At 61.1% G+C, this 22490-nt stretch carries 17 protein-coding genes; 11 read left to right on the top strand and 6 right to left on the bottom strand.

Going from position 1 to position 22490, the window contains the following annotated elements:
* Window positions 1–13 precede the first annotated feature (13 nt).
* From OC446_RS12115 to ftsH, 5 genes are all read left to right on the top strand, one after another.
* Window positions 14–658: a ThuA domain-containing protein gene (locus tag OC446_RS12115; protein WP_262029279.1), complete on the top strand. Its 645-nt coding sequence runs from the start codon at window positions 14–16 to the stop codon at window positions 656–658.
* A 447-nt stretch (window positions 659–1105) separates the two neighbouring features.
* On the top strand, window positions 1106–2095 hold the full coding sequence (locus tag OC446_RS12110) for a ketopantoate reductase family protein (protein WP_262029278.1): 990 nt from the start codon (window positions 1106–1108) through the stop codon (window positions 2093–2095).
* Window positions 2096–2144: 49 nt separating this feature from the next.
* Complete coding sequence (locus OC446_RS12105; RefSeq protein WP_262029310.1) at window positions 2145–3164, top strand: aldo/keto reductase; 1020 nt, start codon at window positions 2145–2147, stop codon at window positions 3162–3164.
* Between the two features lie 167 nt (window positions 3165–3331).
* Window positions 3332–3769: a DoxX family protein gene (locus OC446_RS12100; protein ID WP_262029277.1), complete on the top strand. Its 438-nt coding sequence runs from the start codon at window positions 3332–3334 to the stop codon at window positions 3767–3769.
* 234 nt (window positions 3770–4003) lie between these two features.
* Window positions 4004–5908 carry an ATP-dependent zinc metalloprotease FtsH gene (gene ftsH, locus OC446_RS12095; RefSeq protein WP_262029276.1) on the top strand — a complete coding sequence of 635 codons (1905 nt, stop codon included), beginning with the start codon at window positions 4004–4006 and terminating at the stop codon, window positions 5906–5908.
* Here the strand turns inward: ftsH and OC446_RS12090 are convergent.
* From OC446_RS12090 to OC446_RS12070, 5 genes are read right to left on the bottom strand one after another with little or no spacing between them, the layout of a single operon-like run.
* Window positions 5878–7110 carry an HAD-IC family P-type ATPase gene (locus OC446_RS12090; protein ID WP_262029275.1) on the bottom strand — a complete coding sequence of 411 codons (1233 nt, stop codon included), beginning with the start codon at window positions 7108–7110 and terminating at the stop codon, window positions 5878–5880. The genes ftsH and OC446_RS12090 overlap by 31 nt on opposite strands.
* Before the next feature lie 13 nt (window positions 7111–7123).
* Window positions 7124–8515 carry an HAD-IC family P-type ATPase gene (locus OC446_RS12085; protein ID WP_262029274.1) on the bottom strand — a complete coding sequence of 464 codons (1392 nt, stop codon included), beginning with the start codon at window positions 8513–8515 and terminating at the stop codon, window positions 7124–7126.
* 19 nt (window positions 8516–8534) lie between these two features.
* Window positions 8535–9254 carry a CBS domain-containing protein gene (locus tag OC446_RS12080; protein WP_262029273.1) on the bottom strand — a complete coding sequence of 240 codons (720 nt, stop codon included), beginning with the start codon at window positions 9252–9254 and terminating at the stop codon, window positions 8535–8537.
* A 42-nt stretch (window positions 9255–9296) separates the two neighbouring features.
* On the bottom strand, window positions 9297–10073 hold the full coding sequence (locus tag OC446_RS12075; RefSeq protein ID WP_262029272.1) for an ABC transporter permease: 777 nt from the start codon (window positions 10071–10073) through the stop codon (window positions 9297–9299).
* Between the two features lie 10 nt (window positions 10074–10083).
* The gene (locus OC446_RS12070) at window positions 10084–10914 is read right to left on the bottom strand and encodes an ABC transporter ATP-binding protein (RefSeq protein ID WP_262029271.1); all 831 of its coding nucleotides are present in this window, start codon (window positions 10912–10914) and stop codon (window positions 10084–10086) included.
* 271 nt (window positions 10915–11185) lie between these two features.
* On the opposite strand from OC446_RS12070, the gene OC446_RS12065 reads away from it, so the two are divergent.
* The 6 genes from OC446_RS12065 to OC446_RS12040 all read left to right on the top strand — a co-directional run bounded on the left by OC446_RS12065 (window position 11186) and on the right by OC446_RS12040 (window position 19766).
* On the top strand, window positions 11186–12106 hold the full coding sequence (locus OC446_RS12065) for an ABC transporter transmembrane domain-containing protein (RefSeq protein ID WP_262029270.1): 921 nt from the start codon (window positions 11186–11188) through the stop codon (window positions 12104–12106).
* Window positions 12107–12476: 370 nt separating this feature from the next.
* On the top strand, window positions 12477–12965 hold the full coding sequence (locus OC446_RS12060; protein ID WP_262029269.1) for a hypothetical protein: 489 nt from the start codon (window positions 12477–12479) through the stop codon (window positions 12963–12965).
* A gap of 274 nt (window positions 12966–13239) precedes the next feature.
* Entirely contained in the window at window positions 13240–14517 is a 1278-nt protein-coding gene (locus OC446_RS12055) for an HlyD family secretion protein (RefSeq protein ID WP_262029268.1), read from the top strand.
* Window positions 14514–17276, top strand: a complete 2763-nt coding sequence (gene rbbA / locus OC446_RS12050; protein WP_262029267.1) for a ribosome-associated ATPase/putative transporter RbbA — start codon at window positions 14514–14516, stop codon at window positions 17274–17276. The genes OC446_RS12055 and rbbA overlap by 4 nt, the downstream gene beginning before the upstream one ends.
* A 17-nt stretch (window positions 17277–17293) precedes the next feature.
* Complete coding sequence (locus OC446_RS12045; RefSeq protein ID WP_262029266.1) at window positions 17294–18421, top strand: ABC transporter permease; 1128 nt, start codon at window positions 17294–17296, stop codon at window positions 18419–18421.
* Between the two features lie 928 nt (window positions 18422–19349).
* Complete coding sequence (locus OC446_RS12040; protein ID WP_262029265.1) at window positions 19350–19766, top strand: DUF2721 domain-containing protein; 417 nt, start codon at window positions 19350–19352, stop codon at window positions 19764–19766.
* A gap of 125 nt (window positions 19767–19891) precedes the next feature.
* Here the strand turns inward: OC446_RS12040 and OC446_RS12035 are convergent, their stop codons facing one another.
* Window positions 19892–22267 carry an arylsulfatase gene (locus tag OC446_RS12035; protein ID WP_262029309.1) on the bottom strand — a complete coding sequence of 792 codons (2376 nt, stop codon included), beginning with the start codon at window positions 22265–22267 and terminating at the stop codon, window positions 19892–19894.
* Window positions 22268–22490: the final 223 nt, after the last annotated feature.

Genomic DNA, 22490 nt, shown 5'->3' with positions numbered 1-22490 from the left:
GAAAGTACGAACGATGCGCGAAGCACTCATCGTGTGGGGCGGCTGGCCCGGTCATGAGCCGGAACAATGCGCCGCCATCGTGGCCGCGATGCTGCGGGACGAGGGTTTCCAGGTTCACCTGGAGAACTCGACCCGCGCCTTCGCCAGCCCGCAGCTCTCCACGATGAGTCTCATCGTGCCGATCTTCACCATGTCGAAGATCGAGAAGGACGAGGTGTCGAACCTCTCCCAGGCCGTCCGCGATGGCACCGGCCTCGCCGGCTTTCACGGCGGCATGGGCGACGCCTTCCGCGAGGCGGTCGAGTACCAGTTCATGTGCGGCGGCCAATGGGTGGCTCATCCCGGCAACATCATCGATTACCGCGTGAACGTCACGCGGCCCGACGATCCGGTCATGCAGGGCATCGGCGATTTCGACTACCATTCCGAACAATACTACATGCATGTGGATCCCTCGAACGAGGTCCTCGCCACGACGACGTTCTCGGGCGAGCACGCGCCCTGGATCGACGGTGTGGTCATGCCGGTCGTGTGGAAGCGCCGCCACGGCCAGGGCCGCGTCTTCTACAGCTCCCTCGGCCACGTGGCGAAGGAGTTCGACGTGCCCGAAATGCGCACCATCCTGCGGCGCGGCATGGTGTGGGCGGCGCGCGACTGATTCAAATCGCCTTTTAGCTTGGAGTGCGACCCCGGAGAACGACGCTCTCACGGCACCTTACTCCCTCTGCCCTCATCCTGAGGAGGTCGCGCAGCGACCGTCTCGAAGGAGGTTCCAGCGCGTACTGGATCCTCCTTCGAGACGGATTGCTCACGCAATCCTCCTCAGGATGAGGGCAGAGGGACAATGATTTGCCATGCCGCACTCTTGATGGCGCCCCCGAACCACTTCGCCGAAAATCTCTCTAAAGCATCGGACCCAAAAGTGGATTTGCACTTTTGGGATTGGATCCGATGCTTTCTCTCTAGATGAGAGCATCGTACTTGCGGAAAACCGGATCCACTTTTCCGCACGATGCTCTAAATGCTGGAAGAAGTGGGATATCGCGCTTAAAGGTGTTTTCCGAGCCTCTCTCCCCACACATCCGTCTTTCACACGAGGATCATCATGCGGATCATTGTCTATGGCGTCGGCGCAATCGGAGGGACCGTCGCGGCGGCCCTGACGCTCTCGGGGCAAGAAGTGATCGGCATCGCGCGCGGCGCCCAGCTCAAGGCGATCCAGGACGACGGACTTCTTCTGCGCACGCCGCAGAAGACCGAGCGCGCCCGGTTCTCCTGCGTGTCCGACCCGACGGAGATCGACTTCCGCCCGGACGATGCCATCCTGCTGACGATGAAGACGCAGGACACGCTCGCGGCACTCGAACGCCTGCGGGCCGCGGGCGTCACCGGGCAGCCGCTGTTCTGCATCCAGAACGGCGTGACGAACGAGCGGCTGGCCCTTCGCCTGTTTCCCGAAGTGCATGGCGTGACGGTGATCATGCCTGCGGCGATCTCGGCGCCGGGTGAGATCGCCGCACACTCCGTGCCGCGTCACGGCATCTTCGACATAGGGCGCTATCCCGACGGCAGCAACGCGCACGACGCGAAGCTCGCTGAGGCGCTGGAGGCGGCCAACATCGCGGCCTTCGTGTCGCAGGACGTGATGCAGAGCAAGTACGGCAAGCTCATCCTCAACCTGAGTAACATCCTGCAGGCCGCCCTCGGGCTCGATGCCGATTTCAAGCATCTGGAAGCCCTCGTTCGCGCCGAGGCGGAAGCCGTCTACAGGGCGGCCGGCATTCCCTGGCTCGATGTGGGCACCGCCGATGCGCGCAGGGCGCAGCTGGTGAAACAGCAGCCGATTGCAGGGATCGACCGCCTGGGCAGCTCGACGACGCAGAGCCTCGCGCGCGGCGGTGGGTCCATCGAGACGGATTACCTCAACGGCGAGATCGTGCTGCTCGGACGCCTGCATGGCGTGCCCGTGCCGGCCAACACCTATTTCACCGAGCTGGGCGCCCGCATGGCGCGGGAAGGTCTCAAGCCGGGAGCGATCTCGGTCACCGAGGCCGAGGCGCAGCTCTCGGCTCTCGGTGCATCACCGAGACGCTGACCGGGCGCCTGCCTGCTCATCGGATGAATGCATCATGACGGAGATTCACATGGAATACCGCAATCTCGGCCGGTCCGGCCTCAAGGTCTCGCCGATCTGCCTCGGCACGATGATGTTCGGCGGACCGACCGACGAGGCGCTCTCCGGGCGCATCATCGCGAAGGCCCGCGAGGCGGGCGTGAACTTCATCGACACGGCCGACGTCTACAACGAAGGCGTCTCCGAGGAGATCACGGGACGGGCGATCGCGGCGCATCGCTCCCATTGGGTGCTCGCCACGAAGGTGGCCAATCCGACCGGACAGGGCCCCAACGAACGCGGCCTCTCGCGCCGGCACATCATCGAATCCGCCGAGGCGAGCCTGCGGCGGCTCGGCACGGAGTGGATCGACATCTACTACATCCACAGGGAGGATTATTCGACGCCCCTCACCGAGACGGTCCGCGCCCTGGGCGATCTCGTGCGCCAGGGCAAGATCCGGTATTTCGGCGTCTCGAACCACAAGGCTTGGCGCGTGGCCGAGATCTGCCGCCTCTGCGACGAACTCGGCATCGACCGGCCCGTGGTGAGCCAGCCCTATTACAACGCCATGAACCGGATGCCCGAGGTCGAGCACCTGCCCGCCTGCCACTACTATGGCCTCGGCGTCGTGCCTTATTCGCCCCTCGCGCGCGGCGTCCTCACCGGCAAGTACAGCCCCGACGCGCCGCCGCCGGAGACGAGCCGCGCCGGCCGCCAGGACAAGCGGATGATGCAGACCGAGTGGCGGCCGGAATCGCTCCAGATCGCGCAGGACCTCAAACGCCATGCGGAAGCGCGCGGCATCACGGCGGGCCAGTTCGCCGTGGGGTGGGTCCTGAACAACCGCATCGTCACGGCGGTGATCACGGGTCCGCGCACGGAAGAGCAGTGGGACGATTACCTCAAGGCCCTCGACTACCGCTTCACCGCCGAGGACGAAGCCCTCGTGGACAGCCTCGTTCCGGCCGGCCATCCCTCGACGCCCGGCTACAACGACCCGGCTTATCCGGTCGAAGGGCGGGCCCCCTGGACGGCTCCGGCGACCTGAGGCTCGTTCAGGGCTGCGACCGCACACGGGAGATCCAGAAGGCCTCGCCCAAGCGGGGCTTTCTTGCATTATAGCAATGATCTTCCTGCGCTACGGTCGATTGCATTGCATCAGCGAAAGGATCAGGTTCTTCGCACACGGACCACAGGGGTCCCGGAGACAACACCATGATCGATACTCGCCTTGCTCCCTATGGTGCTTTCGCCCTGCGTGCGGCTCTTGGCATCATGTTCATCGCCCATGCCTATCTGAAGATCGCCATCTTCACGGTGCCGGGCTTCGCCGGCTTCCTCACCCAGGCCGGCTTTCCGGCCTTCCTGGCCTGGCCGATCATCCTGGCCGAGTTGATCGGCGGTGCCGCCATCCTGCTGGGCTTCTATGGCCGCGCCGTGTCCGTCGTGCTCCTGCCCGTCCTCCTGGGCGCCCTGCTCGTGCACGCCCCGAACGGCTGGGTGTTCAACGCGCCGAACGGCGGCTGGGAATACCCCGCCTTCCTGGCGCTCGCCGCCCTCGCCCATGTCCTGATCGGTGACGGCGCCTTCGCCGTGAAGCCTGTCACCCTGACGCTCGGCTCCCCGGCTCCGCTGCGCCCCCGCGTCGGCTAATTCTTGACGCTCCGTCATAGGCAGTCGTGCGCATCCCGCACGACCGCCTATGACGTTTGACGGGAGGATGTTTCCGTCCACCAAGCGCAGTGGCATCTCCTGCCAACGCCTGCCAGTCCATTCATTGGTCTGTCGGTCGCGATCGTCAGGCCGCCTTTCTTGATGTGCCTCAACTCGTTCCGAGCGGTCATCTCTATGATGGCCGGCAACCCGAGGGGCCAGGAAGGAAAGCGCATGACGGATCCGAACGCTCGCAAGCAGCAATGGACCCTCTGGTACATCTTCGCTGCGGCTCTCGGTGTTCTGCTCGTCCAGGAATTCTGGACCACGTACCGGCAGGTCGAGACCATCCCTTACAGCCAGTTCGAGCAGCTTGTCTCCGACGGCAAGGTCGCCCAGGTCACGGTGGGGCAGGACACCATCACGGGCGCTTTGAAGGCCCCGACCCACGACGGCAAATCCTATTTTGCGACTGCGCGGGTCGATCCCGAGCTGGCGGAAAAGCTCGCCGCCAAGGGCGTGACTGTCACGGGCGCCCCCTCCGGCGGCATCGTCTCCACGATCCTGTCCTGGATTCTGCCGGTCTTTGTCTTCTATCTTCTCTGGTCGTTCCTGTTCCGCCGAATGGCGGAGCGCCAGGGCCTGGGCGGTTTGATGTCCATCGGCAAGTCGAAGGCCAAAGTCTATGTCGAGACGGACACCAAGGTCACCTTCGCGGATGTGGCCGGGGCCGACGAGGCCAAGTTCGAACTGCAGGAAGTGGTCAACTTCCTCAAGGATCCCAAGGCCTATGGCCGCCTTGGGGCCCGCATTCCCAAAGGCATCCTCCTGATCGGCCCGCCCGGCACCGGCAAGACCCTGATGGCCCGCGCCGTGGCCGGAGAGGCCGGCGTCGCGTTCTTCTCGATTTCCGGCTCCGAATTTGTCGAGATGTTCGTCGGCGTGGGCGCCGCACGAGTGCGGGATCTGTTCGAACAGGCCCGGAAGGCCGCCCCTTGCATCATCTTCATCGACGAACTGGATGCACTTGGCCGCAGCCGGTCTGTCGGCAACCTCGTGGGCGGGTATGACGAGAAGGAGCAGACGCTCAATCAGCTTCTGGCCGAGCTCGACGGCTTCGACCCTTCGAGCGGCGTGATTCTCCTGGCCGCCACGAACCGCCCCGAGGTGCTGGATCCCGCCCTCCTGCGTCCGGGTCGCTTCGACCGGCAGGTTCTCATCGACAGGCCCGACCGAAAAGGCCGCGTGGAGATCCTCAAGGTCCACGTCAGCAAGATCCGGCTGGCCCCGAGCGTCAGCCTCGACGACATTGCCGGGCTGACGACGGGCTTCACGGGCGCGGACCTGGCCAACCTGGTGAACGAGGCGGCGATCATTGCAACGCGCCGCAACGCCGAGGATGTCTCGCTCGACGATTTCACGAACGCCATCGAGCGCATTGTCGCCGGTCTCGAGAAGAAGAGCCGGGTGCTCAACCCGGAAGAGAAGCGCCGGGTGGCCTACCATGAGATGGGCCATGCCCTGGTCGCCGCGAGCCTCTCGGGGGTCGATCCAGTCCTGAAGGTATCGATCATCCCGCGAGGCGTCGGCGCGCTCGGCTACACGATCCAGCGACCGACCGAAGATCGCTTTCTCCTGTCTCAGACTGACCTTCAGAACCGGATCGCCGTCCTCATGGGGGGACGCGCCGCGGAATCCCTCGTCTTTGCGGGAGAAGTCTCGACCGGAGCCGCCGACGACCTGCAGAGAGCGACCGAGATCGCCTTCGAGATGGTGACCCGCTACGGCATGGCCGGCACGACGGGCCAACGCACCTATCTTCCCCCGCAGCAACCTTTCCTGGGCGCGCCCGCCATTGAGCGGCCGAACGCGTCCGAGGAAACACTTCGCGAGATCGACGTCGAAAGTCGCGACCTCGTTGATCGGGCTTTCAAACGGGCCGTGACCATCCTTCGGGAGCGAAGGAATGATCTCGAGGCCGGTGCGAACCTGCTTCTGAGCAAGGAAACCATTACTGTGGAGGACTTCTCGCCCCTGCGACAGCCCGACGGTTCCACAACCGTCAAACCAGGCCGTGAAATCCCAAGTGCGAAGGGCGGAAGGGACATTCAGCCGGCAGCTTTCAAGCCCCTGCCATAGCGCCTTGCCCTCGAGTGCCACTTGGGTAGGGCGATCCGTTTCAGAATCTCAGCCATGAAGAGGTAGCCTGCCCCGAGAGCAGCCATGATCGATAGGATGGGCCACGGAAGCGCCCCGAACCCTAAGCGACTTCCCAGGGGCGAGAGGGCGAGGAGGAGAGCCACGCCCAGGGTCGCGAGCGAACTCGCCACCAGCACCCTGTTCGGCCAGCTCACCCAAGCCGGCAGGGACGTGCGGATCAGGAAAACGACGAGAATCTGCGTCACCGTGGATTCCACGAACCACCCGGTCCGAAACACCTCGGCCGAGGCACCGAATCCCTGCAGCAGGACGACGAAGGTCGCGATGTCGAAGACGGACGACAGGGGCCCCATGATCAACGAGAACCGCAACAGTTCGTGCATGTTCCAGCTATGAGGACGAGCGATTTCGCGCTCATTGACATTGTCGAAAGGAATGCCGGTTTCGCTGACGTCGTAGAGCAGGTTGTTGAGGAGAACCTGGATCGGGGTCAGTGGAAGGAAGGGTAAGAACAGGGATGCGAGCGCCATCGACAGCATGTTGCCGAAGTTCGAAGATGTCCCCATGCGAATGTATTTCATGATGTTCGCATAGGTTCGCCTGCCCTCCGCAACCCCATCGGCGACGACCTCCAGATCATGCTCCAACAAGATCATGTCGGCTGCGGCGCGGGCGACATCGGATGCGCCATCGACGGACACGCCGGCATCCGCAGCCTTGATGGCAGGAGCGTCGTTGATGCCGTCACCGATGAAACCGACCGTGTGGCCCCGCGCCTGAAGCGCTCGGACGATCCGCGTCTTCTGATCGGGTGACACGCGAGCGAACAGGTCGGTCTTCGCCGCATGCGCAGCCAGCGCCTCATCACTGAGCTTGGCAATTTCGGCTCCTGTCAGCAATCCTCGCGCGGGAACATCGAGAGACTCGACGATATGGCGCAGAACCGGTGCGGCATCGCCGGAGATGATCTTGATTCTCACCCCGGCGGCTTCCAGCCGTGCGATTGCCTGAGCCGCCGAGGGTTTGGGCGGATCGACGAAGACGCAATACCCGGCGAAGACGAGGTCCTGCTCATCATCGACGGCAGGCCTGTCGCGCTCCGCGGGCATGCTCCGCCAGGCGACAGCGAGGCAGCGCAACCCTTGAACGGATTTATCGTCGAGAAGGCGTGTCAGACTCACCCGCATATCGGCATCAAGGGGAACCGCGACACCTGCCCCCCTGATCGACATGGGTGCACCGCGCCAGGATCTCCTCAGGCGCCCCCTTCACGATCAGAAAGCGCTCTCCTTTTCTCTCGGCAAGAACGGAGACGCGCCGGCGCTCGAAGTCGAAAGGCACGTCCGCAATTCGCCGCCAGGGGTCCAGGAATATACTTTCCGTATGTGCGAGAATGGCATCGTCGAGTGCGCTCCTCACGCCGCTCTCGAACCGGCTGTTGACCGCGGCCAATTCGATCACCCGCTCCGAATCCGCCCCATCGAGGCCCGGATGAGCGACCAGTGCGATGCTCGCCTCGGTCAGGGTGCCGGTCTTGTCGGTACAGAGGACATCCATGGCTCCAAGATCATGGATCGCCGACAGGCGCTTCACCACCACCTTTCGGTCTGCCATGCGGACAGCCCCCCGCGACAAGGTCACGGTCATGATCATCGGCAGCAGTTCCGGCGTTAGGCCGACCGCCAGTGCCACGGCAAAGAGGAAGGACTCGATAGCCGGCCGATGAAGCATCAGGTTGGCGAGGAGTACGAACAGCACCAGGAAGGCGGTCATCCGCAGAATCAGGATCCCGAACGCGTGCAGGCCTCTTTCGAAGGCGGTGGGCGGCTCCACTGAACGCAGGGCGGCTGCAATGCCGCCGAACCGTGTCCGGGCGCCGGTGGCAGCCACCAGCATGGTGGCCTCGCCGCTCACCAGCGCCGTGCCACCGAACAGGGCATTGAAGGCTTCCGCCGGCGTGTCCGCGTCGCTCGGGCCGGGCCGCTTCTCGACCGGAAATGGCTCGCCGGTCAGCAAGGCTTCGTTCGTATGGGCCGCTTTGCTGTCGAGCACGATCCCGTCAGCCGGTACAAGATCACCCGCCCGCAGCAGCACGATATCGCCTGGGACGATCTCCTCGACCGGCAGGCTGACCGGCTTGCCGTCCCGCTCCACGGTCGAACGCTCCGCCACCGAACGCCTGAGGGCTTCGGCGGCCGTCTCGGCGCGATGCTCCTGCGTGACATCCAGAGCGATGGAAAGACCCAGGATGGTCAGTATGATGCCGAAGCTCGCCCAGTCTCCGGTAGCTCCTGAGATCAGAGCGGCCGCGATCAGGATGGCGATCAGCGGCTCGACGAGGCGCTTGCCGATCTTCGCAAGGATCCTGCGCCGCGTCGGCTCAACGGCGACATTGCGTCCGACGTCCGTCAGCCGCCGGGTTGCTTCCTGCGCGGACAATCCGTCCTTCCCCGTCCCATAGCGGGCAAGGCTTTCCTCCGCAGAATAGACCCAAAAGCGATCAGCGGAATCCGCTGGCGCGTGCCCGTGCTCGGCGCGCCCCTCGCGCTCCTGCCTGCGATCCGATGCGGAATTCGATTGCAGCATCCCCTGAGGTCCGCAGCGGCTATCTTTTGCTGTCGTCCGGCGGAAGGATTACCATTCCAGAGACCGGCTCGATCCAGATCAGCTGATCCTTGACCGACTTCACGCCCGGGACATTCTCTGCGATCACGCGGGAAGCCATCCGCTCCCGCTCATCGAAGATTGATCCGATGAGCTCGACCGCGCCATTCTGCACATTGACCCTGATGAAAGGCCCGCCCCAGTCCTGCCTGGCGAGTTCCGTAACAATGGCATTGCGGATCTGCTCGTCGTTGACCGCCTCCTCAGCGCTCGCAGACGGAAGAGCCCGTGCCAGGGCGCGCAGGATGTCGGATCGTGTCACGATCCCAATCAATTTGTCGTCCTTGATGACCGGAAGCCGTTTGATACGATGTCGGCTCATGGCCTCGATGACATCGTCGAGCGGTGCATCGCTCCGGATCGTCACGACATCGGTGGACATCACCTCCTCGACCTTGCGGCCATGGGCATGAACGTATTCGTCCGCGATCTTGCCGGGTCCAACGAGAAACTCCAGCCACCATGGCCGCTTGCGTTCAGTGCCCAGCTCGCTTCGGCGCAGGAGGTCACCTTCGCTGACCACCCCGACCAGTCGGCCAACCCGTTCGACCACGGGGAGACCGCTGATCCGGTGCGCCAGCATGATTTTGGCCACCTCTCCGATAGAGGTCGAAGGCTCGACGCTGATGACCGGAGCGGTCATGACATTCTCGACAATCACGATTAATCTCCAGACGTTGTGGACGGCTCCCATTCATCGGACTCAGCCCGTCAGGCGGGGATACATCCGGGCCGCTATGGCAACGAGCCCCGCCGTGACAGCGATCAGCACGGCGTAATCGAACCCAAGGCCATATTTCGTCGTGCCGCCGGTCAACATGAGGGTCCGAAGGCCGTCGACCTCGTAGGTCAGCGGATTGGCGGACGAGATGGCCTTGAGCCATCCGGGCATCAGCTCGATGGGATAGATGGCGTTGCTGGCGAAGAAGATCGGCATCGTCAGAACCTGGCCGATGCCCATGAAGCGTTCCCGTGTCTTCACGATGCAGGCGATGATCAGCGAGAAGGTCGAGAACAGGGCCGATCCGATGGCGATGAAGAGCGCGACGCCGGCGATATGGGCGGGCGCGAAGGAGACATCGATCCCCATCAGAACAGCCAATCCATAGACGATGACCGCCTGGGAGAGGCCTCGCACGCCGGATGAACCTGCCTTGCCCAGGACGAGCGCGCTTCGGGGTGCCGGACTGACCATGTAGCGGTGGAGCACGCCGAGATCCCGCTCCCAGATCGCCGCGATGCCATAGAAGATGGCTGCGAACAGGACGCTCTGGGCCAGAATGCCCGGCGCCAGGAAATCGAGGTAGCGCCCACCGTCGGCAATCCCCCGCACTTGGGCCATGACCTGCCCGAAGAGGAGGAGCCAGATCGCCGGCTGGAGAGCCCGCGTCAGCAGCTCGCTCGGATCGTGCCTGAGCTTCTGAATTTCTGCATCGGCCACGGCATAGACCTGCGTGATGTAGCCCGCGATCGGGGCCACGATTGCAGGCTCATGAATGGGCGCGTGCGCTGGCGCGGGTCTGTCTGACGTCACGATAGGATCCTCCGGACGTGATCTCTGTGCCGGTCACATGAGCGAAAACATCCTCCAGGGTGGCGTCGGGGCCCATCCGCCCCTTGAGCTCCGCAGGAGAGCCCACCTCCTCGAGTCGACCCGCGTGCAGAACCCCGATGCGATCGCAGAGTTCATCCGCCTCGTCCATCAGATGGGTCGTGATCAGGATCGTCGTGCCGAGCCTTTCTCGTAATCTGCGCACATGACCCCACACCGCATGGCGCGCGACGGGATCGAGCCCGACCGTCGGTTCGTCCATGAACAGGATCTCCGGCTCATGAATCATGCTCTGGGCGATCTCAAGTCGCCGGATCATGCCGCCCGAGAAGCCATCGACAAGACGCGAAGCGGCATCCTCCAAGCCCATGAGCTTGAGCGCCGAGGCGATGCGTGCTTCCCGCTCGCTGCGAGGTACAAGATAGAGGCGCGCGGATACCAGAAGATTTTCATAGGCCGTCAGGGCACCGTCTGCGGATAGGAGCTGGGGCACGTAGCCGATGTGAGTCCGCACCTTCGCGGGCTGGCGCTCCACGTCGTATCCTGCCACCCGGGCGGCTCCAGAGCTGGGCGGCAGCAGGGTCGTGAGCATCTTGATGAGGGTCGACTTGCCGGCGCCATTGGGGCCAATGAGGCCGAAGATCTCGTGTGGCTGCACCTCCAGCGATACGCCATCAACGGCAAGGATCTCACCGAACTGTCTCGTCAAAGCACGCGTTTCGATGATGCCGGGTCCTTTCGGCTCACGACAGGTGTCCGAGACCGCCATTCGTCCTCCCATAAGTACGTACATAATCTTGAGTTTCGCCAGACGAATGAACATTGATCTTCGTCAAGCACCTACCCTCGTAAGATCGATTGATCCTTCGCAATGTGGAGCGTGGCGGAACCGGACAGGATAAAGTTCTTGTAGCATCACGTACCGACGAGCGAACGCAGTGGGCAGCACCCCGTCTCGATCAGAGCCTCAGGCGAGCCATTGGAGACGGCGCCATTCGATCTCCTCCGATTTGGAGAGCATCGGAGAAACACCCTTCCGCTTGTTCGACTTCATCATGCGGGCGAGCGGCTGGCATCAACTAGGGCTGGCGCTCCTGTCGGGCGTGGCCTTCGCTATGGCGGTCGTTCCGCTCGAACTGCAGCGGCGCATCATCAATGACACGCTCCGAAGCCACAGCGTCCGTGACATCGCGAGGCTGGCCGGTATCTATGTAGCGATTGCCCTCGCGGGAGGGCTGATCAAGCTCATCCTCAACCTGTATCGGAGCTGGGTCGGTGAAAGCGCCGTGCGGCAGCTGCGGACTTCGCTGCTGACCGATCTCGTCGACTTGGAGACCGAGCATCAACCGATGAGAGATGGGATCAAGGTTTCATTGATCATGGATGAGGCGGACCCCATCGGTGGTTTCGTAGGCACCTGCATCTCTGAGCCGCTGCTTCAGGGTGGGATTCTGATCAGCGTTTTTGGCTACCTGATCCACCTGCAGCCGCTGCTGGCCCTCGTCACGCTCCTTGTCTTCTCTCCTCAACTCGTCTTCGTTCCGCTCATGCAGCAGGCGATCAACCGACGGGTCAGCGCCCGAATCGGAGCTCTACGTCAGGTCAGTATCGGGATCATCGGGGGGTATAAGGACATTTCTGCGCCGGGTCTGAGGGAAAACGCACTGGTCGAGATTGTCTTCAGCCTGAACATGGGCATCTACAAGCTAAAATTCTCGATGAACTTTCTCATGAACCTCATGCATCAGCTCGGCAACTGCGCCATCCTGACCATTGGCGGCTACTGGGTTATCCAGGGCAAGACAGAGGTCGGGACGATCGTCGCGTTCTTGTCAGGCTTGGCTCAGATCAATGATCCATGGGGCGATCTGGTCAACTGGTTCCGGGATCTCCAGGTCACACAGACAAAGTATCGCCGGATCGTAGGAGCCGTTCAGGATCTGCAACGGAAGACACTTTAGGATCCTTCACCACACATGATTGCGTGGGGCGGCGAAAGGCCCAGCCGGGCGCCCCTGTTAGAGGGTTAGAGATTTGGCGCTTCGTTCAGCCCGATTTCATTCTGAGGATCTTCCGTGCAACGCATCATATTCGGACTCAATTGACAGCGGCATGGCCCGAATGAGTGTCTTGTCTAGACGAGACAATCAGGCGATTCTACGTGTCCCTCGCTGGACGCAGCGGCCTGGGACGCCAAAGGCCATTGAGTCGCTGAGCAGTGCGGCTGAAGCTGTATTAGATATGAGACCGGATCCACTTTTCGTGACGAAGTCTAATCGGACAGCTTGAACAATATTGCTCGAATGCGTTTCAGCGCTGAGAGGATATGCGATGAACAGATATTCCGCTTACCGATTTTATCTGTCTCTGATCGCCGCTATCGTCATTTGCCTCTTAGGTGGCTTCACCATGAGAGCCGTCGCACAGGAGCAGGACACCGGCCGGCCCACGTTAGGGGACCTCATGCTCCTGACCCAATTGCGGCATTTCAAGCTTTGGTACGCACAGAAGGTCGGAAACTGGCCTCTTGCCAGTTACGAACTGCAGCAGTTCAAGACGACCATCGACCGAATTGTTAAGCTTTATCCGACGACATCGTCGATCGCTCAGGCCAACCTGATCCATGAAAAGACGGACCCAGCCATGGAGGCCTTGCGGCAAGCCGTCTCAGACAAGGACGGTTCCCGCTTCGAGGCAGCGTTCCTGCAGGTCACGAACGCCTGCAATCAATGCCACCAAGCAGCCGGTGTGGGCTTTATTACCGTGCAGGTTCCGACCCATTCGCCGTTCGGGAACCAGAACTTTGGACCGACACCTTGAGTGGTCGCAGCGTCTTGGCTTGGAACGGTTGATCGCAGCCTAATCTAAGAACTCAGTCCTAGCACATCCTGGTTCAGCGCAAAATTTCTGACTTTGCTCAATATCAATCCCTCGGCGAGACAGCCGGTATAGCCTGCCTGCCAAGAGTGGGGGAATGCGCGGCATACCGCATTCCAGAGGGTTAAGGATCCCGATGTCCAACGGGCACACAGAGCCAGGACCGAATGATCCTGCCACGAGGACGGATGCGCGCGAGGAGATCGACGCCCTCCCCTTGGCGAATAATGCCGTCACCGTTCAAGGGCAGATACTTCCGAGGCACGACGACATTCAGTCCGACGAGAGATCGAAGCTTCCGGTGGTGCAACCTGCACGACTGCGTTGGCGCATGCCCTTGTTCGGTGGGCTCCTTTTACTCCTCGCGGTGGCAGGAGCCGGATATTACTGGTGGCTTCAACGCCAGCCCACGCTGCCGCCGGGCTTTGCCATGGGAAACGGCAGATTGGACGCGGACGAGATCAACATCAGCACCAAGTTCGCGGGACGTGTCCTCGATCTGTACGTGGACCAGGGCGATCTGGTGAAGTCCGGACAAGTGGTCGGCCTGATGGATACACGGGACCTCCAGGCTCAGTTGAAGCAGGCCGAAGCGATGGCCCTTCAGGCGCAGCGGGCCGTGGATGAAGCCCAACAGAATCTGGCCCAGCAACGGAGCCTCGTTTTGAGCACCCAGGCGGCAGCAGTCCAGGCGCAGAAAACCGTGGACGAAGCGAAGGCCAATTTGCTGCAGCAGCAGACCCAGGTGAAGCTGGCCCAGCAGGAGCTCGACAGGACCACCGCATTGGTGCCGAGGGGGATTGCTACGGTCGAGCTGCTGGATCAGCGCCGGCAGGTGCTGAATGCTGCCATAGCGTTGCAGAGCGCAGTGGCCGCCAGAGTCAGCGCGGCAGAACAAGCGCTCATCTCCGCCAGGCACAACGCCGACGCGGCGATTTCATCGCGCGATGCCGCCGCCGCCAGGGTCGGCCAGGCTGAGGAAGCTCATGAAGCGGCCGCGCACAATGTCGAGTATTACAACGTCAACATCGCGGACAATACGTTGGTCGCGCCGCGTGACGGGCCGATCGAATACCGCATCGCCAATATAGGAGAGGTTCTGCCGGCCGGCGGCAAGGTCTTCACCATGCTCGACGCATCCTATGTCTATATGGATATCTACCTTCCGACTGCGGATGCCGGTCGGGTCAGGATCGGAAGCGAAGCACGCATCGTTCTCGACGCCTACCCTCACGTCGCCATTCCGGCCAAGGCCGTGTATGTCGCCAGCGAAGCGCAGTTCACGCCGAAGGCCGTCGAAACGAAGAGCGAACGCGACAAGCTGATGTTCCGAATCCGGATTCGGATCGACCCGGAGCGGCTCAAGGGCTATGAATCCGCGGTAAGAAGCGGCTTGCCGGGGGTGGCCTATGTGCGCGTCGACCCGAAGGCGGAATGGCCGGCCGATCTACGCCCGGGCTCTGTACCGGAATCATTGCGGGCGGTGACGCCATGATCAGAGACGGTGCGGTCGCAGTTCTCGAGGATATTGCACTGCGCTATGGCAAGGTCGTCGCCCTTGACGGCATCACACTTGCGATCCCCGGCGGCTGCTTGGCTGGCTTGATTGGACCCGATGGAGTCGGGAAGTCGTCCCTTCTCGCCATCATTGCCGGAGCCCGGCAGATCCAATGGGGCAAAGCCTATGTCATGGGTCGCAACATGGCCGATTCCAAGGTCCGCTCCGAGCTCTGCCCGCGTATCGCCTATATGCCGCAGGGGCTCGGTAAGAATCTGTATCCAGATCTCACCATTCGGGAAAACATCGAATTTTTCGGTCGGGTGTTCGGAGAGGCGCAAAGTGAGCGGGAGGCTCGAATGGACGAGCTTCTGGCTGGCACCGGACTCGCCCCCTTCGCTGATCGCTCTGCCAAGAAGCTGTCCGGAGGGATGAAGCAGAAACTGGGCCTCTGCTGTTCCCTGATTCATGATCCGGACCTGCTGATCCTCGACGAGCCGACCACAGGTGTAGACCCCTTGTCCCGTCGACAGTTCTGGAGGCTCATCGAGCGGATCCGAGCGCGGCGTCCGAATCTCTCGGTGCTCGTCGCGACTGCGTACATGGAGGAGGCAGAGCGCTTCGATTGGCTCGCCGCCGTCAATGCGGGCAAGATCGTGGCGACCGGATCCCCCACGCAACTCGAACGCGCCACGAGGGCCTGCTCTGTCGAAGAGGCCTTCATTGCCTTGCTTCCGGAGCACGAGCGTATGGTCCCCCAAACCATCTCAACGCCTCAACGCTCTAACGAAAACGCCGAGCCGGTCATCATTGCGGAGGGACTGACCCGCCGGTTCGGGGACTTCACGGCTGTCGATCACGTCAGCTTTACAATCAACAAAGGCGAAATCTTCGGCTTCGTCGGCTCGAATGGCTGCGGCAAGACGACCACCATGAAGATGCTCACCGGTCTGCTGCCGTCGAGCGAGGGCGAAGTGCGGCTGTTCGGTCGCCCTCTCGATGGCCGAGACCTCGATGCGCGCAGGCGCGTCGGATACATGTCCCAGGCATTTTCGCTCTACTCCGAACTGACAGTCCGCCAGAACCTCGATCTCCATGCCCGGCTGTTCCACCTTCCAGCCCAGAAGGCGAAAGCAAGAATCGCCGAGTTGGTCGAGACCTTCGACTTGGTCGAATACATGGACAACCAAGCCCAGAACCTCCCCCTCGGGATTCGCCAAAGGCTCTCGCTGGCCGTCGCAATCGTCCACGAGCCTGACCTCCTCATTCTTGACGAGCCGACCTCCGGGGTCGACCCTATTGCGAGGGATCAGTTCTGGAGCTTTCTGACGGATCTGGCACGCAACCGCGGCATAACGATCTTCGTCTCCACCCACTTCATGAATGAAGCCGAGCGCTGCGACCGAGTCGCCCTCATGGATTCGGGCCGTGTCCTAGCGACCGACACGCCGGCCGGATTGATGCATGCTCGGCACGCGGGAACTCTGGAGGAAGCCTTCATCGATTATCTCGAAGATGCGGAACGAGCTCGCTCTGGTGCCGAAGAGCCGAATTCGGACCCTGAACTGAGGCCTGCGGAGAAAGCCGCGGGTTTCGTACAACGGCCGGCCGTGAGCCGTGGCATGAAATCACGCTTCAGTTTGGAGCGCCTTGTCGCTTGTACGGTTCGCGAGACCCTGGAACTGACCCGCGACCGGGTCCGGCTCGGTTTCGCCATCCTCGGCACGACGTTCCTGATGCTTGTCTTCGGCTTCGGCATCTCCACGGACGTCAATGGCCTGACATTCGCGGTCCTTGACTACGATCATAGTCACGAGAGCCGATCCTATCTCGAGGCACTACGAGGCTCGACCTACTTCCAAGAGAAGCCTCCTCTGGCAGATTACGGGGCTTTGGAGAAGCGCCTCGCAGACGGCGAGATCGACGCCGCGATCGAAATTCCACCAGGCTTCGGGCGAGATATCATGCGCGGCCAGAGCACAGCGGTCGCGGCATGGGTCGACGGGGCTCGGCCATTTATCGCGCAGACGATCCGTGGGTATCTGCAAGGTCTCCATCAGCTCTATCTCGGCGATCCCTTGATGAAGACGAGCCAGACAGCGACGCACGAACCCGCACTGGTCCAGATCCGTTTCAAGTACAACCAGAATTTCGACAGCATCTACGCGATGGTCCCGGCGCAACTGGCCATGCAACTGGCCCTCTTTCCTGCCATTCTCATGGCACTCGCAGTGGTGCGCGAGAAGGAACTCGGATCGATCACGAACCTCTACGTGACGCCAGTCACCCGCCTTGAGTTCCTTCTCGGAAAGCAGGTTCCCTATGTTGGATTGGCGATGATCAACTTCGCCCTCATGTTTACGATGGCGCAACTCGTGTTCCGAGTTCCCCTCAAGGGAAGCTTCCCGACACTACTTCTCGGGACTTTGGTCTACGTCGTCACGACGACAGCTTACGGCACGCTGGTCTCGACCTTCGCCCGGACGCAGATCGCGGCACTTTTCGGCACGGCAATTCTCACGGTTCTTCCCGCGACGATGTTCGCCGGCATGCTCGTTCCGGTTTCATCTCTGACGGGAATGGCACAGATCATGGGGCGCTTCTTCCCTATGAGTTACTACCTCCCAATCAGTGTCGGCACCTTCACCAAGGGACTAGGATTCCGAGATCTCTACATGGATATTCTCGTTCTCGTGGCTTTCGTACCGGTGCTGACGGCTCTTACCATGCTGCTGCTCCGCAAACAGGAGCATTAGGATAAAACAAGCCAGCCATGCGCAAGCTTTCGAACATCTTCTGGCTCGGCACGAAAGAACTGCGAAGCTTCCTGCATGATGTCGTCTTGCTCAGCCTCGTCATCTACAGCTTTTCTCTGGCCATCATAGCGCAAGCTCAAAGCAGCTCGCAGGAGGTTCACAACGCGTCGATTGCGATCGTCGACGAGGACCAATCCAACCTGTCGCGCAGCGTCCGGCATGCATTTCTTCTTCCCTATTTTCAAATGCCGCAGCTGATTGCCGAAAGCGACATTGTACCGTTGATGAACGCAGGCAGATATACCTTCGTCATCGACATACCCCCGCGGTTCGAAGCGGATATCCTCGCGGGGCGCCAGCCGGAAATACAGCTGAATGTGGACGCGACCGCCATGGTGCAGGCCGGTTTGGGATCGAGCTATGCGCAGCAGATCATCTCCAACACGATCACCGCCTTCCTGTCACGCGTCGACAAGGCTCCTTCCCCCCCGGTCGGTCTCATCGTACGCATCGCCTTCAACCCCAATGCCGAGACAGGCTGGTTCACCAGCGTCATGGGCATCATCAACAGCATCACGATGCTCGCCATCATCCTTGCCGGAGCGGCTATCGTGCGGGAGCGCGAGCACGGCACATTGGACCACCTCCTCGTCATGCCGCTGACGCCGTTTGAAATTGCCATGTCGAAGATCTGGGCGAACGGCTTCATCATCATCGCAGCGGCGGGCCTTTCCCTGTATGTCGTGGTCAAAGGCGTGCTCCACGTGCCGGTTGCAGGCTCGATACCACTCTTCCTGCTCGGCGTGGCCGCTTACCTCTTCTTTGCCACGGCCATCGGGATCTTTCTCGGAACGGTCGCGCGTTCCATGCCGCAACTCGGCCTTCTCTATCTGCTGGTCTATCTGCCATTGGCCATGTTGTCGGGCAGCAATACGCCGCTCGAGAGTATGCCGCCTTGGCTGGCTACGATCCTCCAGATCTCACCTACTGTGCACTTCGTGAGCTTCGCACAAGCAATCCTTTACCGCGGCGCAGGGTTCGATGTGGTCTGGCCGGAGTTTCTGATCGTCGCCGTCATCGGCGGCGTCTTCCTCGCTCTAGGATTATGGCGTTTTCGCAGCATGACAGCCGCCGCAGCAATGTGACATCTCCCGCAACGATAGCAGATCTGATTGAGGATCATCTTCGTATCCGTTCCGCTGCAGGTCTCTCGATGCGACCCTATGGGATGAGGCAACCTGCCTCTCGTCATTACTGGCCGAGGCATCCAGGACTCGCGAACAGCCTTCCGTTGATCGAGGTCACCTGACAAGAAGCCGAAGATACCGGCAGAATGATCGCGATGTTGTTCGCCGAAGGCCCGAGCGGTGGAGCGAGCGCGACGGGATCGAAGGCGCTCGTCGGCACGTAGGTTACCCCAGTGCGATAGACCGGGATAGGACGATAGAACCTGCGCGGCGTCACTCTCAAGGCGAGAGGGCGTCCCTCATCGACCCGTTGAATGTTGGATTGAGCATCAGCCTGCCGAGGACAGATGACCGATACCATCCCTGCAATGGTCAAGGTTACAAGTGCACCGCGCATGAGCTGCCCTCCTCGTTTGGGGCAGATCCATTGAGATAGCTCGCCCCTTGAGGCGCAACCGTGAGCCAGCTCGAGCATTTCTCAAGGATAGGCCACCATTGCCATTGTTGCGTCCCTCAACTTGTCTGTACCTATCATAATCTGCTCTGGTTTCTCCGCTTGACCGTCTGTGCCAGTGCCTTGACATTGTAAGACATGCATCACCAATGGGAGCCCCCGGATCATGGCTGCCGAGCGTATCGAGCCTGAAGTTGCCTTGCACTCCTGAACCCAGCGCTCTCTCATTGACTGATCACATCACACGGGCAGAAAAACCCGTATTTGCAGGTTACACAAGCCCACCTCAACGCTCTTTATAGGTGTAGTGGATTTTGATGGCCTCCCCATCCTTTTGGAATCCTGTATTGGTAAGAGGTATATTTGTTCTCAGAACGCGGATGACGTATGTTGCACAAAGGTGAGTGGTAGCCGCACCCGATTGCGAGGGTTGTGTTGATTGAACTCATTCCTGACGCGGAGAGATTGTCGAAAGTCTTCAGCGAGGCCGCCGCACCGGCCTTCTTCCTGGGAGCCGTCGCCGGATTCATTTCGATCCTCATGTCGCGACTTGCGGATGTGATGGAGCGGATGAGGAAAGGTGAGCCGGAGATCGGGGATGATCGCGCCTATCTCCTGAAGCGGGCTCAGCTCCTACTGAGTGCAATCAGGCTGTCCTTGGCGGGCGGGCTCTGCACAACCTTGCTTCTTGCGCTGGCATTCCTCGGCGCCCTCCTGGAACTGCAACATATCTACGGAGCGGCGTTGTTGTTTCTCTTGGCAACCACCTTTGTTGGCCTTTCCCTTCTTCGCTTCTTCCAGGAAGTGCACGTCAGCCTTGATGAGCTGAGGCGCTTCCGCCGGGAGTGACCGCGCCGCACAAGCTGAATATGATCACGACGAAAGCATGCGAGTGATCGCCGGTACGCCCCAATTCCTACCGGGCGGCATTTCAGCCTGTGCGCGCTTGTCTCTCCATAGAGTTGGACATGATGTCATTGGCGCGCCATTACCAAGCGCAGCCTGTCCTCCGGTTTGATCAGATGACTGAAGTTGTCCTGACCGACATCGAGCTGCACCCAGTTGATCGTTCCAGTAAAGTGCCCATCACGCGCCGGATAATCCGGAACAACCAGGGATCCGCTTTCGTATCCGATGTCGGTGCTTTCCTCTGCGGAGAAGATCAGCGGTTGGGTTTGCGGGATGCGATCCCGTCCGACCTCGTGGCCATCATAGTACAGCGTGAGAGTTCCACCCTTGCCGAGGCCACCACCGTCATAGGCAAATTCCGCCCGCACCTGATGCGTGCCGGCCGGAATCGAATGCTGAGCCTGCGTTCGGTAGAGATTGAGCCCGAAATAATTGTAGGCGAACGTAGCCTTGCCGTCCTGGGTGTAAAGGCTCCAGCCGCCGAATCGACCACCCTGGGCGATGATGATGCCCTCTGTGGCGTGATCCGTGACATTGATCTCCGCCGTGATCGAGAAGGAAACATTCTTCATGGGCAATACGGAGTGCTCAGAGAGCCTGCCCATACCAGGAAACAGTGTCTGTGAATGTCCCTGTACGAGAATAGGACGTCCGGCCACCGCAGGATCAAAACGCTCCACGAGCCGGTCATCAAGCGGGAACACGTTGTACTTCACCGCCTCGATGGCGAACATCAGATGCAGTTCCTTGAGCTTTTCCGGCATCTGCTGAGCGAGATCATGAGCCTGGGTCCAATCTTTGGACCCGTCATAGAGCTCCCAGGTGTCTTCGTCGAAAGGAATCGTGCTGGTAGCCGTCACGACCCAGGGTGTCCTGTGCTTGGTGATCGCGCTCCAGCCCTTGTAGTAGATGCCGCGATTGCCGAACATCTCGAAATACTGCACGTCATGACGTTCCTCCTCCTTGGCGTCATCGAAGCTGTAGCGCATGGAGACGCCCTCCATAGGGCTCTGGGTGATCCCGTTCACCATCTCGGGCTCGGGCAGACCTGCGGCCTCAAGGATTGTCGGTGCGACGTCGATCACATGACTGAATTGATGGCGCAGCTCACCCCTGGCCTTGATGCCGTTCGGCCAATGCACGATCGTGCCGTTGCGTGTACCTCCCCAATGCGAGGCGATCTGCTTCGTCCATTGGTACGGGGTGCACATGGCGTGAGCCCAACCGACGGCATAATGATTGTAGGCTGCCGGCGTCCCGAACTCGTCTATATGTGCCTTCAGGAATTCGGGTGTCTCGATGCCGCTGATGCCGTTGAGCAGAACAGCTTCATTGAACGAACCCTGCAACGTACCCTCGGCGCTCGCGCCATTGTCGCCGATGATGTAATAGATCAGCGTGTCGTCAAGGATGCCCAGACCCTCCATGGCGTTGATCAGTCGCCCGACATGATGGTCGGCGTGCTCCAGGAAACCCGCATAGACCTCCATCTCGCGCGCGAGAACCGGCTTGAGGTCATCTGGCATGTCGGCCCAGGCTGGAATCTCGTCGTGGCGCCTCGTGAGCTCGCAATCCGGCGGGATCACGCCGAGTTCCTTCTGGCGAGCGAAGGTCAGCTCGCGCTGCCGATCCCATCCATGATCGAATTTCCCCTTGTACTTGTCCGCCCATTCCTTGGGCACGTGGTGAGGTGCGTGGGTCGCCCCGGGAGCGAAGTACATGAAGAACGGCTTGTCATCACCGGCCAGTGCCTTTTGTTGCCGCATCCAGTTGATGGCCTTATCGGCGAGATCCTCAGTTAGATGATAGCCTTCTTCCGCTGTCTTAGGCGGAGTGACAGCTGTGGTTCCTTCAAAGAGTTCCGGCTCATACTGGTTGCACTCGCCACCGATGAAGCCATAGAAGTACTCGAACCCACCACCGCCCGTGGGCCATTGATCGAAGGGGCCTGTAGGACCGGTTTGCCAAGTCGGCACCTCATGACATTTGCCGAACTGGGACGTTGCGTAACCGTTCAGCTTTAGGATCTCAGGGAGTAATGCCTTGGTATTGGGACGCAGTGAGGTGTAGCCGGGAGCGGAGGTCGCCCCTTCTGTGACGCACCCCATGCCAACGCTGTGGTGATTGCGGCCCGTCAGAAGGGCAGAACGGGTGGGCGAGCAAAGAGCCGTGGTATGGAACCGGGTGTACTTGAGCCCCGTCGCGGACAGACGTTCCGCCGTGGGCGTATTGACGGGACCGCCAAAGGCACTCGATGCGCCGAAACCGACATCGTCGAGCAGCACGATCAGAACATTGGGTGCACCCTTGGGCGGCCGCAGCGGCTCGATCGGGGCGAACCTCGTGTTGGGGTCCTTGGCATCGTAGGTCGTCAGCCGCACCTGAGTCCGATCAGGAATGGGGAGGATGGAGCGCTGGATGTGGTCTCGTCCGTTGATCATGCTGAGCCTCCTTCCGATCTTCGTTCGCGGATCAGCAGCGTCTGTGCTGGCGCTATAGACCCGTGTCAGATGGGCCACCGCGGCCGTGAACGGGGCAAGCCGTGAACGGCTGACTCGGCCATGGCAGGGCCACGCCGGCCCGGCCGATCCACACTTGTGGGGCACGGCCGACACTTGTGAAAAGATTGAACTTCCTGTCCATGGCGGGCTCCGGATATCGCAA

Origin of the sequence: Microvirga sp. Mcv34, from assembly GCF_024519725.1 — a bacterium.
In the GTDB taxonomy this organism is placed as follows: Bacteria; Pseudomonadota; Alphaproteobacteria; order Rhizobiales; family Beijerinckiaceae; genus Microvirga.
The sequence above is the reverse complement of the archived record's forward strand: the minus strand, read 5'-3'. Positions and strand labels throughout refer to the sequence as shown.

What these genes read in the sequence shown, in the direction of transcription:
- OC446_RS12110 (WP_262029278.1), top strand. Translation starts at nt 1,106, where the DNA reads ATGCGGATCATTGTCTATGGCGTCGGCGCAATCGGAGGGACCGTCGCG.
- rbbA (WP_262029267.1), top strand. Translation starts at nt 14,514, where the DNA reads ATGATCAGAGACGGTGCGGTCGCAGTTCTCGAGGATATTGCACTGCGC.
- ftsH (WP_262029276.1), top strand. Translation starts at nt 4,004, where the DNA reads ATGACGGATCCGAACGCTCGCAAGCAGCAATGGACCCTCTGGTACATC.
- OC446_RS12035 (WP_262029309.1), bottom strand. Translation starts at nt 22,267, where the DNA reads ATGATCAACGGACGAGACCACATCCAGCGCTCCATCCTCCCCATTCCT.
- OC446_RS12045 (WP_262029266.1), top strand. Translation starts at nt 17,294, where the DNA reads ATGCGCAAGCTTTCGAACATCTTCTGGCTCGGCACGAAAGAACTGCGA.
- OC446_RS12105 (WP_262029310.1), top strand. Translation starts at nt 2,145, where the DNA reads ATGGAATACCGCAATCTCGGCCGGTCCGGCCTCAAGGTCTCGCCGATC.
- OC446_RS12115 (WP_262029279.1), top strand. Translation starts at nt 14, where the DNA reads ATGCGCGAAGCACTCATCGTGTGGGGCGGCTGGCCCGGTCATGAGCCG.
- OC446_RS12100 (WP_262029277.1), top strand. Translation starts at nt 3,332, where the DNA reads ATGATCGATACTCGCCTTGCTCCCTATGGTGCTTTCGCCCTGCGTGCG.
- OC446_RS12070 (WP_262029271.1), bottom strand. Translation starts at nt 10,914, where the DNA reads ATGGCGGTCTCGGACACCTGTCGTGAGCCGAAAGGACCCGGCATCATC.
- OC446_RS12085 (WP_262029274.1), bottom strand. Translation starts at nt 8,515, where the DNA reads ATGCTGCAATCGAATTCCGCATCGGATCGCAGGCAGGAGCGCGAGGGG.
- OC446_RS12060 (WP_262029269.1), top strand. Translation starts at nt 12,477, where the DNA reads ATGAACAGATATTCCGCTTACCGATTTTATCTGTCTCTGATCGCCGCT.